The sequence below is a fragment of the Streptomyces shaanxiensis genome (assembly GCF_039537145.1).
Classification (GTDB): domain Bacteria; phylum Actinomycetota; class Actinomycetes; order Streptomycetales; family Streptomycetaceae; genus Streptomyces; species Streptomyces shaanxiensis.
This window is the reverse complement of sequence record NZ_BAAAZY010000036.1, coordinates 24,786-40,043: the sequence shown is the minus strand read 5'-3', so window position 1 is coordinate 40,043 and position 15,258 is coordinate 24,786. Positions and strand designations below refer to the sequence as shown.

The 15,258-nt window shown below is 71.4% G+C and carries 18 protein-coding genes and 1 riboswitch; of the genes, 6 read left to right on the top strand and 12 right to left on the bottom strand.

From position 1 onward, the window contains the following. Position 1 precedes the first annotated feature (1 nt). The gene (locus ABD932_RS42660) at positions 2-757 is read left to right on the top strand and encodes an SDR family oxidoreductase (RefSeq protein ID WP_345021774.1); all 756 of its coding nucleotides are present in this window, start codon (positions 2-4) and stop codon (positions 755-757) included. Here the strand turns inward: ABD932_RS42660 and amaP are convergent. From amaP to ABD932_RS42635, 5 genes are read right to left on the bottom strand one after another with little or no spacing between them, the layout of a single operon-like run. Beyond that, positions 754-1,341 carry an alkaline shock response membrane anchor protein AmaP gene (gene amaP, locus ABD932_RS42655; RefSeq protein WP_345021772.1) on the bottom strand — a complete coding sequence of 196 codons (588 nt, stop codon included), beginning with the start codon at positions 1,339-1,341 and terminating at the stop codon, positions 754-756. The genes ABD932_RS42660 and amaP overlap by 4 nt on opposite strands. Further along, positions 1,338-2,018, bottom strand: coding sequence for a DUF6286 domain-containing protein (locus ABD932_RS42650; protein ID WP_345021770.1), 681 nt, complete (start codon positions 2,016-2,018; stop codon positions 1,338-1,340). Before ABD932_RS42650 ends, amaP begins: the two co-directional genes overlap by 4 nt. Then, a complete protein-coding gene (locus ABD932_RS42645; RefSeq protein ID WP_345021768.1) occupies positions 2,015-2,374 on the bottom strand; it encodes an Asp23/Gls24 family envelope stress response protein in 360 nt (119 codons plus the stop codon). Before ABD932_RS42645 ends, ABD932_RS42650 begins: the two co-directional genes overlap by 4 nt. A 20-nt stretch (positions 2,375-2,394) precedes the next feature. Then, complete coding sequence (locus ABD932_RS42640; RefSeq protein ID WP_345021767.1) at positions 2,395-2,580, bottom strand: hypothetical protein; 186 nt, start codon at positions 2,578-2,580, stop codon at positions 2,395-2,397. A gap of 60 nt (positions 2,581-2,640) precedes the next feature. Further along, positions 2,641-3,117 carry an Asp23/Gls24 family envelope stress response protein gene (locus ABD932_RS42635; protein ID WP_345021765.1) on the bottom strand — a complete coding sequence of 159 codons (477 nt, stop codon included), beginning with the start codon at positions 3,115-3,117 and terminating at the stop codon, positions 2,641-2,643. Between the two features lie 87 nt (positions 3,118-3,204). Here ABD932_RS42635 and ABD932_RS42630 point away from each other — a divergent pair, with 87 nt between their 5' ends. Beyond that, positions 3,205-3,927, top strand: coding sequence for a nucleopolyhedrovirus P10 family protein (locus ABD932_RS42630; protein ID WP_345021763.1), 723 nt, complete (start codon positions 3,205-3,207; stop codon positions 3,925-3,927). A gap of 12 nt (positions 3,928-3,939) precedes the next feature. Here the strand turns inward: ABD932_RS42630 and ABD932_RS42625 are convergent, their stop codons facing one another. From ABD932_RS42625 to ABD932_RS42610, 4 genes are all read right to left on the bottom strand, one after another. Beyond that, complete coding sequence (locus tag ABD932_RS42625; RefSeq protein ID WP_345021761.1) at positions 3,940-4,743, bottom strand: enoyl-CoA hydratase/isomerase family protein; 804 nt, start codon at positions 4,741-4,743, stop codon at positions 3,940-3,942. Between the two features lie 132 nt (positions 4,744-4,875). Then, positions 4,876-5,097 (bottom strand): helix-turn-helix domain-containing protein, encoded by a 222-nt coding sequence (locus tag ABD932_RS42620; RefSeq protein WP_004002281.1) that lies wholly within the window; start codon positions 5,095-5,097, stop codon positions 4,876-4,878. 335 nt (positions 5,098-5,432) lie between these two features. After that, complete coding sequence (locus ABD932_RS42615) at positions 5,433-7,031, bottom strand: ABC-F family ATP-binding cassette domain-containing protein (protein WP_345021759.1); 1,599 nt, start codon at positions 7,029-7,031, stop codon at positions 5,433-5,435. 92 nt (positions 7,032-7,123) lie between these two features. Beyond that, positions 7,124-7,951 (bottom strand): hypothetical protein, encoded by an 828-nt coding sequence (locus tag ABD932_RS42610; RefSeq protein WP_345021757.1) that lies wholly within the window; start codon positions 7,949-7,951, stop codon positions 7,124-7,126. A 310-nt stretch (positions 7,952-8,261) separates the two neighbouring features. Between ABD932_RS42610 and ABD932_RS42605 the strand changes: the two genes are divergently transcribed. After that, on the top strand, positions 8,262-8,675 hold the full coding sequence (locus ABD932_RS42605) for a VOC family protein (RefSeq protein WP_345021756.1): 414 nt from the start codon (positions 8,262-8,264) through the stop codon (positions 8,673-8,675). Between the two features lie 12 nt (positions 8,676-8,687). Here the strand turns inward: ABD932_RS42605 and ABD932_RS42600 are convergent, their stop codons facing one another. From ABD932_RS42600 to ABD932_RS42590, 3 genes are all read right to left on the bottom strand, one after another. After that, on the bottom strand, positions 8,688-10,091 hold the full coding sequence (locus ABD932_RS42600; protein WP_345021754.1) for a hypothetical protein: 1,404 nt from the start codon (positions 10,089-10,091) through the stop codon (positions 8,688-8,690). A gap of 183 nt (positions 10,092-10,274) precedes the next feature. After that, on the bottom strand, positions 10,275-11,402 hold the full coding sequence (locus ABD932_RS42595; RefSeq protein ID WP_345021752.1) for an alpha/beta fold hydrolase: 1,128 nt from the start codon (positions 11,400-11,402) through the stop codon (positions 10,275-10,277). A 167-nt stretch (positions 11,403-11,569) separates the two neighbouring features. After that, positions 11,570-12,310, bottom strand: a complete 741-nt coding sequence (locus ABD932_RS42590) for a class II aldolase/adducin family protein (protein ID WP_345021750.1) — start codon at positions 12,308-12,310, stop codon at positions 11,570-11,572. A gap of 206 nt (positions 12,311-12,516) precedes the next feature. On the opposite strand from ABD932_RS42590, the gene ABD932_RS42585 reads away from it, so the two are divergent. The 3 genes from ABD932_RS42585 (at position 12,517) to ABD932_RS42575 (ending at position 14,925) form a co-directional block, all read left to right on the top strand. Further along, the gene (locus ABD932_RS42585) at positions 12,517-13,263 is read left to right on the top strand and encodes a lysozyme (protein ID WP_345021748.1); all 747 of its coding nucleotides are present in this window, start codon (positions 12,517-12,519) and stop codon (positions 13,261-13,263) included. 164 nt (positions 13,264-13,427) lie between these two features. Further along, positions 13,428-14,660 carry an inorganic phosphate transporter gene (locus ABD932_RS42580; protein ID WP_345021747.1) on the top strand — a complete coding sequence of 411 codons (1,233 nt, stop codon included), beginning with the start codon at positions 13,428-13,430 and terminating at the stop codon, positions 14,658-14,660. 43 nt (positions 14,661-14,703) lie between these two features. Continuing rightward, a complete protein-coding gene (locus ABD932_RS42575) occupies positions 14,704-14,925 on the top strand; it encodes a hypothetical protein (RefSeq protein ID WP_062142391.1) in 222 nt (73 codons plus the stop codon). 107 nt (positions 14,926-15,032) lie between these two features. After that, positions 15,033-15,178: riboswitch (cobalamin riboswitch) on the top strand. Positions 15,179-15,258: the final 80 nt, after the last annotated feature.

Sequence of the window (15,258 nt, the reverse complement as noted above, 5' to 3'; positions counted from 1 at the left end):
CATGGATCTTGGACTGAAGAACCGGGTGTACGTCGTCACGGGGGCCACCCGTGGACTGGGCAACGCGACGGCGCGTGAGCTGGTGGCCGACGGGGCGAAGGTCGTCCTGACCGGCCGGGACGAGAAGCGGGTCGCCGCCGTGGCCGCCGAGTTGGGGCCGAACGCCGTCGGGGTGGCCGTCGACAACGCCGATCCGGAGGCTCCGGGGCGGCTCATCGCGGTCGCCCGGGAGGCCTTCGGCAGGTTCGACGGCATCTTCATCAGCGTCGGCGGACCGGCTCCGGGATTTGTCGCCGACAACACGGACGACCAGTGGCAGTCGGCGTTCGAGTCGGTGTTCCTGGGCGCGGTGCGGCTGGCGCGGACCGCGGCGGCCGAACTGGAGGCGGGGGGCGTCATCGGGTTCGTGCTATCCGGGTCGGTGCACGAGCCGATTCCGGGGCTGACCATTTCCAACGGACTGCGGCCGGGGCTAGCCGGATTCGCCAAGTCCCTCGCGGACGAACTGGGGCCGCGGGACATTCGAGTCGTCGGGTTGCTTCCGGCCCGCATCGATACGGACCGGGTGCGGGAGCTGGACGGATTGTCCGCGGATCCGGAGGCCACTCGGGCCGCGCACGAGGCACGTATTCCGCTGCGGCGTTATGGAACTCCGGAGGAGTTCGGGCGTGCGGCCGCGTTTCTGCTGTCTCCGGCGGCTTCCTATTTGACGGGGATCATGCTGCCGGTGGACGGCGGCATGCGGCACGGGTTCTAACTGACCCTTTCCGCACGGTGTTTGACGCCCTTCAATCGAACCTCCGTCGGCAATTGCGCCAGTCCCGCTGAATTGCGCGCGTGGGCCAGGGCCTGAGTGGTGAGGTCGTTCAGTGCCGTCCCGGGGTCCACGTGCGGTTCCAGCAGGAGGCGTACCCGGGTCTCGGGGGTGCTGCGCCTGCCCGTCAGGTGGACGTGGGCCCGCTGCACGCCCTCGCCGCCCGCCGCCTCGCCCGCCAGGACGTTCTCCAGGGCGCGCCCCCGCAGCAGCGCGCCCTCGCCGTCGCCGGTGTCGACCAGGACCTCGGCGAGGCGGCGTCGGCGCAGGTTCGCGGTGAGCCACCACAGGGCGAGCAGCACCAGGACGGCCAGTACGGCGAGGACCGTCGGCCACCACCAGCCGTCGTCCCGCCAGCGGGTCCGCTCGGCGTCGCTGAGCAGTACGTCGTGCCGACTGTCGTGGATCCACCAGGACGGCGGGTCCAGCCCGAGTCCCACGGCCAGCACGGAACCCCCGATCACGAGCAGCACCAGCCCGACGAACCCGATCAGCACCCGGTTGACCACCCTGAGCACGGCCCTCACCCCTTCCGTCCGGGTCGCCGTACATGAACCGACAGCGCGGGCGGGCGGGACAGGCCCAGGCCCCGGATCGCGTCGGCGAGCGTGGCGTCCAGGTCGGCGCGTACGTCGTCCAGGTCGCGGAAGTGCGCGACGGCACGGACATCGGCGCGGGCCCGGCCCATCCGTACCCGTACCGACTGGACACCGGAGACCTCCATGGCCCGGTCGCGCAGCACGAGGGCGGCGAGATCGCGGTGGAGTCCGGCGCGGACGTCGGGATGGGTGCGCCGCATCGGCAGAACGGCGCGCAGTCCGGGCGTGGTGGCCAGGACGAGCAGCCAGAGGCCGACGACGGCGGCGACACCCGCGCCGACGAGCACCCAGATGTCGTCGAGGGGACGTGCGGCGAGTTGGTCGGCCAGTTCCCGGCGCCAGCGCATGGCGGGCCGGTCGGCGCGCACGGAGGCGATGTCGTACAGGAAGAAGCCTGCGACGAGGAAGAGCAGGAGCGCCATGATCGCGGCCGGGATGCGGCGTGCCGACCAGAAGCGGCCGTCCTTGCCGCCCTCGCCGTCGAGCGGGGGCGGGGGCTCGTAGTCCGCCGCCGACGCCGACTGGTCGAGTGGGTCGGGGCCGGTCTCCTTCTCGATGACCGGCAGTTGTTGTGTGGTGCCCTCGGAGCCCTGGGACTCGCTCATCGCGTCCTCCCCTGTGCCGTGCCCTGCACGCCCGCCGGGTGCAGCCGCTCCACGTGCACGGCGACCTCCGGCACCTCCATTCCCACCAACGCGCCTACCCGTTCGGCGACGTGCCGACGCACGGCCGCGCAGCGGGCGCCGATGTCGGTGGGGTAGTCGAGTTCGACGTGGACGCGGACCCGGACGGTCTCATGGGCGACGACGACGTCGGCGGACGGCCGGGCGGCGTCCTTGGCCAACGCCCCCACCGCCTCGCGTGCGGCCTGTGAGGCGACCTTCGCGACGACCCGGTCGGCGATCCGGGTCGCCCCGCGCTCACCGGCCGGGACGGTGGCCGGCGGTCTCCGGAGCTCCATGGCCCCACCGCTCACGGACGTCACCGCCGCCGTTCGTCACGGTGCCGGAAGAAGTCACCGAGCTCCCAGTCCCCGTCCAGGAACCGCCCGGCGACGAAACCGACGGCGCCCAGGGCCGCCACCAGCAAGAAGGCGCCGAATCCGCCGAAATACCCGGCGAAGCCCAGTGCCATGCCGGCGATCATGCCGACCACGGCCATGCTCATGATGCGCTCCTCAGCTTCTCGGCGACTGCCCGGCCGCCGTGTTGTCCGGTCGTCGGCGCATCACTGGATCCGGCGCTCCGGTTCCTCTTCCTCTTCCTCCGGCAGCTTCACATCACTCACCGCAATGTTGACCTCGACGACTTCGAGGCCGGCCATCCGCTCGACGGCGGTGATCACGTTCTCGCGCACGTCCCGGGTCACATCGGCGATCGACACGCCGTACTCGACGACGATCTCCAGGTCGAGCGCGGCCTGTACCTCGCCGACCTCGGCCTTCACCCCGCGCGCCACCGACTTCGTCCCGCCCGGCACCCGGTCGCGCACGGCCCCGAAGGTCCGCGACAGTCCGCTGCCCATGGCGTGTACGCCGTCCACATCGCGTGCGGCCATCCCGGCGATCTTCTCCACGACGCCGTCCGCGATGGTCGTCCGCCCCCGGGCGCCGGGGTCTCCCCCACCGCGCTTGGACACCTGCGTCTTTCGGGTGATGAGGGCCTCGCCCTCCGTCCCCCGGTTCTGCTCCGTCGTCTCAGTCATGGCCGTTCGTCCTTTTCGGTCGTCGTCCCTTGACCACGGTAAGCACGGTTACGCCATCGCGCGCCAGGGATGCGGCAGGCTGGAGGAATGACGACGGCGGACAGGTGGACGCAAGCAGTCCGGAATCAGCTGGGGCTCGGCAGGCTGCTGCCCCTGGGCGGCGCGCACGATGGCGCATGGATCTCCGAGAGGGCGGCGGAGGCGGTGCTGCGGCGCGCGGCCGAGGACATGCGCGGCGTGCGGCTGGACGCGCTCCGGATCGGGCTCACCGACCCGGAGGAGGCGCACGAGGCCGCCGTACCGCCCCCGCCGAGCGCCCTGCCACCAGGCCCCCTGCGAGTGACGGCGGAGTTCGCCGCGCCGGCGACCGAGCCACTGCCGGCGACGGCGGAACGGCTGCGCGATCTGCTGGCCGCAGCGGCGACGGACCGTCTCGGCCTGACGGTGACCGAGGTGGACCTGCGGGTGACGGCCCTGCTCGACGAGGACGCCGAACCCGCTCCCGTACGGCAGCCCGAGCCGGCGCGCGCCGCGGAGCCCGCCGGCCCCGACGAGGAGCGCGTCGCCACCGCGGCCCTGATGGTCCCGGGAGTGACCCAATTGACGGGCGCCCTGAGCGGGTTGGGGCGTGCGGTGCACATCGAGGAACGGCAGGACGAGGCCGCCCTGCCGCACCGGCACGTGCGCGTGGAACTCGCGGTGAGCACGGACCGCCGGGCCGTGGAGGTGGCCCGGGAGGTCCGCGAGTGGGTGGGAGAGGCGCTGGCCGATCGCCCGACGGTGGCGGTACTGGTCACCGCCGTCGGCTGATCCGCGCATGGCTCACTCGCCGAGGCCGGCCAGGTCCCGCAGCCGTCGCGCCTGCGCGGCCCGCTCGGCGCCGCGCTGCTCGTCGTACGTCCGATCCACGGCACCACGAAGCAGCGCCTTGGTCTCGATCACGGCATCCCGCGGCGCGGCCACGATGGCCCCCGCCAGATCCCGTACGGCGTCGTCGAGCTGCTCGGCGGGCACCGCGAGGTTGGCGAGCCCGCTGCTCACGGCCTCCTCGGCCAGCACGAACCGGCCCGTGACACAGATCTCCAGCGCGCGGCCGTAACCGACCAGCCCGACCAGCGGATGCGTACCCGTCAGGTCCGGCACCAGCCCCAGGCTGGTCTCACGCATGGCGAACTGCACGTCGTCGGCGACGACGCGCACGTCACAGGCGAGCGCGAGCTGGAAGCCCGCCCCGATGGCATGGCCCTGGACGGCGGCGATGGACACGATGTCGTTGCGCCGCCACCAGGTGAAGCCCTCCTGGAACTCGGCGATGGCAGCGTCGAGTTCACCGTCGCTGCTGCGCGCGAGGTCGATGAAGGAGGGCTCCCCTTCGATCCCGTCAGGCGTGAACATCTGCCGGTCGAGCCCGGCGGAGAAGGACTGGCCTTCTCCGCGCAGCACGACCACCCGCACGCTGCCCGGCAGAGCCCGTCCGGCCTCGGCGAGCGTCCGCCACATGGCGGGGCTCTGCGCATTGCGCTTGGCCGGGTTGGTCAGGGTCACCGTGGCGATCGCGCCGTCGACGGTGAGCCGTACGCCGTTCTTGTCGAGCAGGGGAGCGAGTTCCTGGCCGGACGAAGCCATGGGGTGCCTCCGATGAGTGCGGTCATCACGGGATGCCCGGGAGGGCACCCCCTAAGTGACTGCACAGTAACCACCCGGTCAGTCAGCCGACCGACCGGGTGGCCACCATCGAAGCCGATGGGCCGCCCGGGCTCAGGACGATGCGGCCTTCTTGCCCCGCGTCGCCCCGCCACGCCCACGGAGCGTGACGCCCGATTCGCTGAGCATCCGGTGAACGAAGCCATACGAGCGGCCGGTTTCCTCGGCCAGTGCCCGAATGCTCGCACCGGAGTCGTACTTCTTCTTCAGGTCTGCCGCGAGCTTGTCGCGCGCGGCGCCGGTTACCCGGCTGCCCTTCTTCAGAGTCTCGGCCACCCGTGCCTCCTCATGGGAAGTGCGCTCTGGTCTCCTCATGATCACCCCTCCGGGCCTTCATGGCCACCCATTCGGCAAGGTCCGTAGGACATCGTCGTGACGACAGGAGCGCATCCCCACAAGCGGAATCTGGAATTCCGCAGAGCGGTGTCCGTACGGCCGAACGAGTTGTTTCGCGAAGTGCCAGGTCAGGGACGCGAGACGGCCGAGCCCTTGTCGATAAAGGACTCGGCCGTGAAATTGATGTAGTACACACCTCGGTACGAGGAGATCTCACACAGATGATGGATCACCGATGGGCCGAATGATCCATACGCCGGTGATCACGCATTCGATCAAGCCAGGGCGACGAGATCCGCGTAGTCGGCGCCCCACAGGTCCTCGACACCGTCCGGCAGCAGAATGATCCGTTCCGGCTGCAGCGCCTCGACGGCGCCCTCGTCGTGGGTGACGAGCACGACCGCGCCCTTGTAGGTGCGCAGCGCGCCGAGGATCTCCTCGCGGCTGGCCGGGTCGAGGTTGTTGGTGGGCTCGTCGAGGAGCAGGACGTTCGCCGAGGAGACGACCAGGGTCGCGAGCGCGAGACGGGTCTTCTCACCGCCGGAGAGGACCCCGGCCGGCTTGTCGACGTCGTCACCGGAGAACAGGAACGAGCCGAGCACCTTGCGGACCTCCACGAGGTCCATGTCCGGGGCTGCGGAGCGCATGTTCTCCAGGACGGTGCGGTCGGGGTCGAGGGTCTCGTGCTCCTGGGCGTAGTAGCCGAGCTTGAGGCCGTGGCCCTCTATCACCTCGCCGGTGTCGGGCTTCTCGACGCCGCCGAGGAGGCGGAGCAGGGTGGTCTTGCCGGCGCCGTTGAGCCCGAGGATGACGACCCTCGACCCCTTGTCGATGGCCAGGTCGACGTCGGTGAAGATCTCCAGCGAGCCGTACGACTTAGACAGGCCCTCGGCGGTCAGCGGGGTCTTGCCGCAGGGCGCGGGCTCGGGGAAGCGGAGCTTGGCGACCTTGTCGGAGACCCGCACCGCCTCGAGTCCGGCGAGCAGCCGGTCGGCCCGCTTGGCCATGTTCTGCGCGGCGACGGTCTTGGTGGCCTTGGCGCGCATCTTGTCGGCCTGCGAGTGCAGCGCGGCGGCCTTCTTCTCGGCGTTCTGCCGCTCGCGCTTACGGCGCTTCTCGTCGGCCTCGCGCTGCTGCTGGTAGAGCTTCCAGCCCATGTTGTAGACGTCGATCTGGGCACGGTTGGCGTCCAGGTAGAACACCTTGTTGACGACCGTCTCGACCAGGTCGACGTCGTGGGAGATGACGATGAAGCCGCCGCGGTAGGTCTTGAGGTAGTCGCGCAGCCAGACGATCGAGTCGGCGTCGAGGTGGTTGGTCGGCTCGTCGAGCAGCAGGGTGTCCGCGTCCGAGAACAGGATGCGGGCCAACTCGATACGGCGGCGCTGACCGCCGGAGAGGGTGTGCAGCGGCTGGCCGAGCACCCGGTCGGGCAGGTTGAGCGCGGCCGCGATGGTGGCGGCCTCGGCCTCGGCGGCGTACCCGCCCTTGGTGAGGAACTCCGTCTCCTGGCGCTCGTACTGCTTCAGCGCCTTCTCGCGGGTGGCGCCCTGGCCGTTGGCGATGCGCTGTTCGTTCTCGCGCATCTTGCGGATCAGTACGTCCAGGCCACGCGCGGACAGGACGCGGTCGCGGGCGAGGACGTCGAGGTCGCCGGTGCGGGGGTCCTGCGGGAGATAGCCGACCTCGCCGGAGCGGGTGATGTTGCCGCCGGCGGGGATGCCCTCGCCGGCCAGGCACTTGGTGAGGGTGGTCTTGCCGGCGCCGTTGCGGCCGACGAGGCCGATGCGGTCACCCTTGGCGACTCGGAAGGTCGCGGACTCGATGAGGACGCGCGCACCGGCGCGCAGCTCGATACCGGAGGCGGAGATCACGGACAGACTCCAGGGCGGGGTTAAGTGGCGGGATGGGCGGCTGAGGACGTTCCCGCCGTCTAATGCGCGAGGAGAATGGCCATGAGGCCAGTCTAACGGGGCCGTGCAACCACTTTTCGTGGGTCCGCGTGTTCGAGCCGCGGCCGAGCCCCTTCCTCGCGGACTTCGTTGCCGAGCGGCCTGCGGTCGGGGGTGATCCGCCCCAGGTCGTCCACGGCGATGAGCTGGGCGGTCCAGGCCGCGCGGGGGCAGGGCTGGGCGAGGAGGAGCGCCCCACCGTGACGTTCGGCACGTGCGGGCTCGAAGGCACAGCCCTCACGAGCGGGCAGCACCCAGCGCAGGTCGCCGTCGGCGATCCGGTACGCGACGACACGGCCCGGCGTGACGACCGCGAGCATGCCCCGCCCGAGGGGGCGCAGGACGCCGGTGCCGCCGTGGGCCGGCAGCCAGTCACCGGCCGCGGGCAGCGCGCGATGCCAGCGCACGGAACGACCGTCGGTGTCGGTGACCATGCCGTCGTCCCAGAGCGTGATGACGTCCACGCGCGCGTGGGGCCGCGCGTGGAGCGAGGTCAGAGGGCGGCGGCCTTCGCGGGCGTAGCGCCAGAGGGGGTGTCCGGTGCGGGGGTCGTGGGCCTCGATGGCGGTGGTGTGCGTGCGCAGGTGTGCCGGGGCCTGTGGGTGCGGCCGCAGCGGCGGCGGGGTGGCGTGCGGCACGCGTGCGTGGACGGTGAGGTGGTCGCCGTAGGGGGCGGGGCGGGCGTGGTGGGCGGCGGTGAGGACGGGGAGGGCCAGGAGCAGGAGCGAGGCGGCCGCGAGGAGGGGAGCTCGGGGCGGGCGGCGCGGAGTGGTGGCCGGGTTCGGGGCGGCCTCGGGAAGGGGGCGGGGCTGCTCGGTCACCTCGGTCGGCAGGACGATCACCAACGCTCCCTCGGACCCCGTCCCGGGTCCTCCTCCTCGGCCTCGGCGGCCTGCGGGGCGGCGACTGCGCCGGGGCCCGCTTCCGGCGGATCAGGCGCAGAGCGTAGCCGGGTCCGGGGCGGACGGCGGGGGCGGGCGGTCGGGACACGGCGACTCGCCGGGACCTTCTCCCCCGTTCGGCCCTCGGACGGGGCACGGTGGCTCGATCCACGGGCCGTTGTCAGTGGTCGCTGCAAGACTGGGCAACGGGTCGGGAACCGGCATTCGGCGGCTGTGGGCCGCGGCGATTGATCACAAAGGGGTGATCGGCATGGCAGGCACGAGCGGTGGGCGTCCGAGCATCTACCCGACGCTGCACTACGTGGACGCGAAGGCGGCGATCAAGCAGCTCACGGAGGCCTTCGGGTTCACGGAACTGGCGGTGTACGAGACCGAGGACGGCAAGATCGCGCATGCCGAGCTGGTGCAGGGCAACGGCGCGGTGATGCTCGGTTCGACGGGCACCGGCAGCGCCTTCGACAAGCTGATGAAGGACGCGGGCCCGACCGGCGTGTACGTCGTGGTGGACGACGTCGACGCACACCACCGGCGGGCCGTGGAACACGGCGCGGAGATCCTGATGCCCCCGACGGACCAGGACTACGGCTCGCGGGACTACATGGCCCGGGACAGCGAGGGCAATGTGTGGAGCTTCGGCACCTACGCCCCCGCGCTGGGGAACTGAGGCCGGCCCGGCTCAGCTCCCCCCGGTGTGCACCTGGAAGGCGGCGCGGCGCACGGCCTTCGCGAGCGCGGGGTCGGGGTGCGCGGCGGCGAGCGCGACCAGAACCTGCACCGTGCGGGGATGACCCACGGCACGCACCTCGGCGAGAAGCGCGGGCACGGTCGGCTGCAGCGCTGACTCCAGGTGCCGTACGAGCATGGGGGCCTCGCCGTGGTCGGCGACGGCGGCAGCGGTGTCGACCCACAGCCAGGTGGCCTCTTCCCGGGTGAGCACCTCGTGGGCGTCCTCGGGGTCGATCCCGTCGTGCTCGGCGAGCCACAGCAGGGCGTACGGCCGCAGGGTCGGCTCGTCGACGACGGCACGTACGTCGGGCTCGGCGGGGGCGCCGACGACGCGCAGCGCCTCGAAGGCGAGGCCGCGCAGCAGAGCGTCGTCGCCGCGGGCGGCGCCGAGGAGTTCGGTGACGGCGCTGCCGACGGGGCGGGCGGCGAGCCAGGCGCGGTACTCGTCGCGGGCGGCGTTCGGGCGGAGCTGGGCGCAACCGCGGAGCATGTCCTCGGCCGCCTGCTCGATGTTCCCGGCGGGGCTCTGGGCGGCGACGCAGATCTGCTCCAGCTTGACCCAGACCGCCCAGCTGCCGAGCGGGGTGAGGGTGGCCTGGCCGTCGCCGTAGGTGAGGGCGCCGACGGAGGCGAGGGCGTGCAGGGCCCAGTCGAGGAGCGGGGCGAGGGGTGTGTCCACGGCGGCGGCCGGGTCGGCCATCGGCTCGGGCTGCGGCCCGTAGGGGATCTCGCATCTCTCGGTGCGCAGTTCGGTGACGCGCTGCTCCAGCAGGTCCAGAAGCTGCTCGACGGGGACGGGCCCGGCGGACAGCTGGAGGAAGGAGAGCACCTGGGGCATGGCGGACACGACGTCGGCGACGGCGCCGTGCGCGAGCCGCTCGGGTTCCGGGTGGGCGAGCGACCAGGCGTCGAAGAGAGCGACCCAGCCGCGCAGGACGGCGCTGTCGTCGCGGTCCCAGGCGCGCAGTCGCCAGCCGGGCCGTGCGCTGTCGCCGTGCACCTCGACGAGGCCGGCGAGCCGGGCGGTGTCCCAGTCCGCGCGTACCTGAGCCACGGTCAGGCCGAGGTCGATCGCGGCCCGTTCGGCGGTCGCGTCGGAGAGGGTGCCCTTGCCGTCGGAGTCGGCACCGTCCCGGCCGGGGCGCAGGGCGGCGTCGGCCCAGTGGGCGACGCGGGCCGCGGTGGCCAGACCGGAGCGAGCCATTCTGGCCAGCTCGGACGGTGCCGGTGTGCCCTCCGGAGGGCGAGGAACGGGGCGCCGTGGGCGTCGCTGGTTCACGGCTCTGGGGGCGGCGGCCAGGGGTCGCGGGCGGACGAGTCGAAGCCTGGAGTCGCGCGGGATACGGGACGTCACGGGTGCAGTCTTCCGGTTGACGGTCCGAAAACCCAAACGGAATGTCACGAGGGGCTACGGGGATGGCCAACGCACGGGGCCCTGCGGGCGGCGAAGGACCGATAACAGGCCAGTGGTACGGGGTTAAACGGAACCTGTGCCACCGGTGCGGGAGAGAGGGGAGGCGACGTCGGTCGAGCGGCGTCACATGAGCGGTGTCATGAAGCGGCGCAGGGCCTCTTCGTAGAACTCGGGGTCGGCGTTCCACATGGCGGCGTGGGGAGCGTTGCGGACCGTGTGCAGGGCCACCAGGTTGGGGTGGGCGTCGGCCAGCCGGCGGGAGAGGGTCCAGGGGGCCACCCTGTCGCCGGGGCCGTGGAAGACGAGGGTCGGCACCGTGAGGCGGTCGGGGGCACCGTTGCCGGTGTCGCGGTCGGGGTCCAGGCCGGTGCGGCCCTGTGCCGCGCGGACCGCGAGCGGCAGCAGCACGCTCGGCGTGTGGCGGGCCCTGGCGAGGGCACGCAGTGTGGCCTCCCAGTTGAGCACCGGGGAGTCCAGGACGAGGCCGGAGACACGGTCGCGCAGGCCCGAGTGCGCGGCGGCGCGCAGTGCCATGGTCGCGCCGGTGGACCAGCCGAGCAGGACGAACTGTTCGGCGCCGTACCGCACGGCGTAGCGCATCGCCGCGTCCAGGTCGCGCCACTCGGTCTCGCCGAGGTGGTTCAGTCCGTCCGGCGGGCGGGGTGCGCCGAGGTCGCCGCGGTAGGAGAGGGCGAGGACCGGGAAGTGGCGGCCACTGAGGAACCGCATGACGTTCATGGCGTGTTCGCGGGTGGTGCCGAGGCCGTGCACCGCGATGACCCAGGTGCCCCGGCTGCCGGGGACGAACCAGGCGGGCAGGGCGCCGAGTTCGCCGGGGATGTCGACGTCGGCGTGGTCGAGGCCGAGGGCGGCGCTCGGGTTGCCGACGTACACGTTCGGGGTGAGCCAGACGGTGTCGCCGGGCTGGAAGGTGCCGTGGGTGACGCGCTCCAGGCGGCGTACCACGGTGTCGGCGGAGTGGTTCGCCGCGGGCAGTACGGGGCCGACGACCGCGTGCGAGCCGTCGCCGGAGAGGCCGTAGGTGCCGGGGCGCAGCGAGGCGAGGTCGCGGGTGAGCGCGATCTGGCCGGCGGCCGTGGCGTGCACGGTGAGCCGGGGTTCGGTGGGCAGGGGCCGGCCAGGAGGCGCCGTCAACGCGGCCCCACTGGCGAACCGACCGGCCGCGACGCTCGCGGCGCCGGCGGCCAGAGCCACGGTGACGGCAGCGGCCGTCGCTTTGACAGTGCGCACAGCTCCAGTGTCCGGGCGGACCCGGCGACCGGCCAGTGGGAGGACGACTCCGGGTGAGGTCAAGTGCCGTGATGTCGTCGCCGTGGGCCGGCGGCGCGACGCGTCGGCCACGCAACCCCGACCACCCGGGCCCCGTCCCTCACCTCCACCACCCGAGGCCCCACCCCTCACCCCCGTTGCCCATACCCCCGCAACCGCTCCCCCGCCTCCGCCACCTGCTCCTTGGACAGCAGTGTCGGCGCGAGCCCCGGTACCGAGGACGCCGTGAGCCACAGGCGGCACATCCACTCCAGTTGGGCCGTACGGTCGTAGGCCTGGTCCAGGGTCGTGCCGTAGCTGATCGTGCCGTGGTTCTGGAGGAGGCAGGCGGTGCGGTCGGTGAGCGCCCGGAGCATGTTCTCGGCCAACTCCTCGGTGCCGTACGTCGCATACGGGGCGATTCGGACGGGTCCGCCGAGGCCGCCGGCCATGTAGTGGATCAGTGGAAGCTCGGGAACGAGGGTCGAGACGGCCGTCGCGTGGACCGCGTGGGTATGGACGACGGCACCGGCGTCCGTGGCCCGGTAGACGGCGAGATGCATGGGCAGCTCGCTCGTCGGCACCAGCGACCCCAGCACCTGCCTGCCGTCCAGGTCGACCCCCGTCGCATCGTCCGGCGTCAGGCGGTCGTACGGCACTCCCGACGGCGTGACCAGCACCGTGTCACCGACCCGCACCGAGACGTTCCCGGACGTGCCGACGACCAGCCCGTCGGACACGGTGCGCCGCGCCGTGGCCACGAGGGCCTCCCAGGCCTCCGTCTCCTCGGCCCGCGCACTTCTGCCCCACGGCTCCCCCACTTCCTGTGCGCCCTCCCGCGCATCCCGCGCATCCCGATCGCCCCGCTGGTCCCGCCGCTCCTCAGCCATGCGGCGATCCTGCCAGGCGCGACCGCGAGGCGGTCTCAAGTCGCCGACGGGCCGGGGCACTTTAGGGCGGAAGGCAGGCATCCGGAAGATGACATATCAGGAGGAATCCCCTTCCCTCCGGCTTGGCCTGAGTTCGATCGGCTTTCAACGGTCCTCCAGTAATCTCTGGGGGATTTGTCGTGCACGTCGCCATTCCGGGGGGAAATATGGCCCGTGATCACAAACCGTCCCGTCACCGCTCCCGCCTCATAGCGGCATCCGTGGCAGCACTCGCGCTGGGGGGAACCGCACTCGCCGAGATCCCGGCGATGGCAGCCGGCAAGCCCAAGGGGCACGACGTCTCTTCCCATCAGAAGAACGTCAACTGGCAGAGCTCGAAGGCGAAGGGCGCCCGGTTCGTCTACGTCAAGGCGACCGAGTCCCACACCTACCGCAACCCGTACTTCAACCAGCAGTACAACGGCTCCCGCAACGCGGGCCTGATCCGCGGCGCGTACCACTTCGCCCTGCCGAACAAGTCGGCGGGCAGGACACAGGCGCAGCACTTCGTGCGCAACGGCGGCGGCTGGACGTCGGACGGCTGGACTCTGCCGCCCGCGCTCGACATCGAATACAACCCGTACAGCAAGCACAAGTGCTACGGACTGAGCAAGGCCAAGATGGTCAGCTGGATCCAGTCCTTCAGCAACGAGGTGAAGCGGCTCACCGGCCGCCGCCCGGTGATCTACACCACCACCCACTGGTGGAACACGTGCACCGGCGCCAGCCGCGCCTTCGCCTCGAATCACGCGCTGTGGATAGCCCGCTACAACTCCTCCAGCGCGGGGGCGCTGCCGGCCGGATGGCAGTTCTGGACCATCTGGCAGTACGACAACGGCGGCAGCCTGCCGGGTGATCAAAATCTCTTCAACGGGTCCATGACCCAGCTGCGGAAGTTCGCCCGGGGCTACTAGCCCTGCGGCGCCTGGGCCGCGCGCTGCCCGGCGGAACGGGGACCCTCCCCCATTGAGGAAAGCCCTCCCTCCCGGACACCATGCGGCCTGCCTCAGTTCACCTTCCGTTCATTCAGGTTACCTACGTTCGTCCGGCCAATGACCTCGAACGATTGCCTGGGTAAATGGAAAACTTCTCGCTGATCCTCGCGATTGTGGTGGTAACCGCACTCGCGTTCGATTTCACGAACGGTTTCCACGACACCGCCAACGCGATGGCCACGACCATCTCGACCGGTGCGCTCAAGCCCAAGGTCGCGGTGGCCATGTCCGCCGTGCTGAACCTTGTCGGCGCCTTCCTCTCCGTGGAGGTCGCCAACACGATCTCCAAAGGTCTCGTGGACGAGACCGGCATCCGTCCCGAAGTCATATTCGCCGCGCTGGTCGGCGCGATCCTCTGGAACCTGCTGACCTGGCTGGTCGGACTGCCGTCCAGCTCCTCGCACGCCCTGATGGGCGGCCTGATCGGCGCCACCATCGCCTCCGCCGGTGTCGGCGCGGTCCACGGCGACGTCCTGGTGACCAAGGTCCTGATCCCGGCGATCGCCGCCCCGCTGGTCGCGGGCATCGCCGCGCTGCTGGCCACCCGCCTGACCTACAGCCTCGGCAAGAAGGCGGACGGCAACGCCTCGAAGAAGGGCTACCGCGCCGGCCAGATCGCCTCCGCCGGCCTGGTCTCCCTCGCCCACGGCACCAACGACGCGCAGAAGACGATGGGCATCATCACCCTCGCCCTGGTCGCCGGCGGCACCCTCGCCCCCGACTCCGACCCGCCCATGTGGGTCATCCTCTCCGCGGGCGTGGCCATCGCGCTCGGTACCTACCTCGGCGGCTGGCGCATCATCCGCACCATGGGCAAGGGCCTGACCGACCTCCAGCCGCAGCAGGGCTTCGCCGCCCAGACCAGCGCCGCGACGGTCATCCTGGCCTCCTCCCACCTCGGCTTCTCCCTCTCCACCACGCACTCCGTCTCCGGCGCGGTGATGGGCGCGGGCCTCGGCCGCAAGGGCGGCGTGGTCCGCTGGTCGACCGCCACCCGCATGTTCGTCGCCTGGGGCCTCACGCTCCCGGCCGCGGCCCTGGTCGGCGCACTCGCGGAGTACGTGACCGGCTTCGGCGCCTGGGGCACCGCCCTCGTCGCGGTCTTCCTGGTCACCTCCAGCGCCGCGATCTGGAAGGTCTCCCGCCGCGAGGTCGTCGACCACACGAACGTCAACGAGACCGACGAGCCGGCCGGCGTGGTGACCACCGCCATCGCCGCGGTGACCCCGCCTCCGGCGGGCACGGCGACCGAGGACCTGTCGGCCACGATTCCGGCCCCCGCCTCCGAGGCAGCGCCTTCGCAGGCCACCGTCTGACTCCCGCCCGGTTACTCGACTTATCTCCTCAGGAAGTAGAAGCATGAAGATCGACTGGGCAGCTCTCGGCTCCGTCTTCGGCGTCAGCCTCGTGGTCACCGTGGCCCTGGTGGGCCTGTTCACCCTCGGCATCGCGGGCCTGTCCCGCCAGGAGAAGGCCTCCGCGCAGGGGGGCTCGGCCGCGCTCGCGGTGACGGGGGCGTATGCGTGCTTCGCGGCGTGCGCGGCTGCCGTGGGGTACGGGATCTATCTGATCGTGGCCTGACGCACAGCGCGCGAGAACACCTGAGGTGCGGGACGGACCACCGTCCCGCACCTCACGTCTGTGTGGGCCTTCGCACACTCTCCCGTCGCAGGTCAAAGGCAAGTTGACGCCCCTTCCAACCCCATGGTGGACTGCCGGAGCCATATACGGCGGCAGGAGAGGAAGCCGGTGTGAATCCGGCGCGGTCCCGCCACTGTCACCGGGGTAGATAGCCCCGGGAGCCAGGAACTCTCGCCGCCGGTCTCGTCGTACCAGGGCGTGGACACCCTGAGTGAGGACATAACGCGATGCTCGCCTGCCGATCGACATGCAGTCTCGGACCCTCGTCTGAAC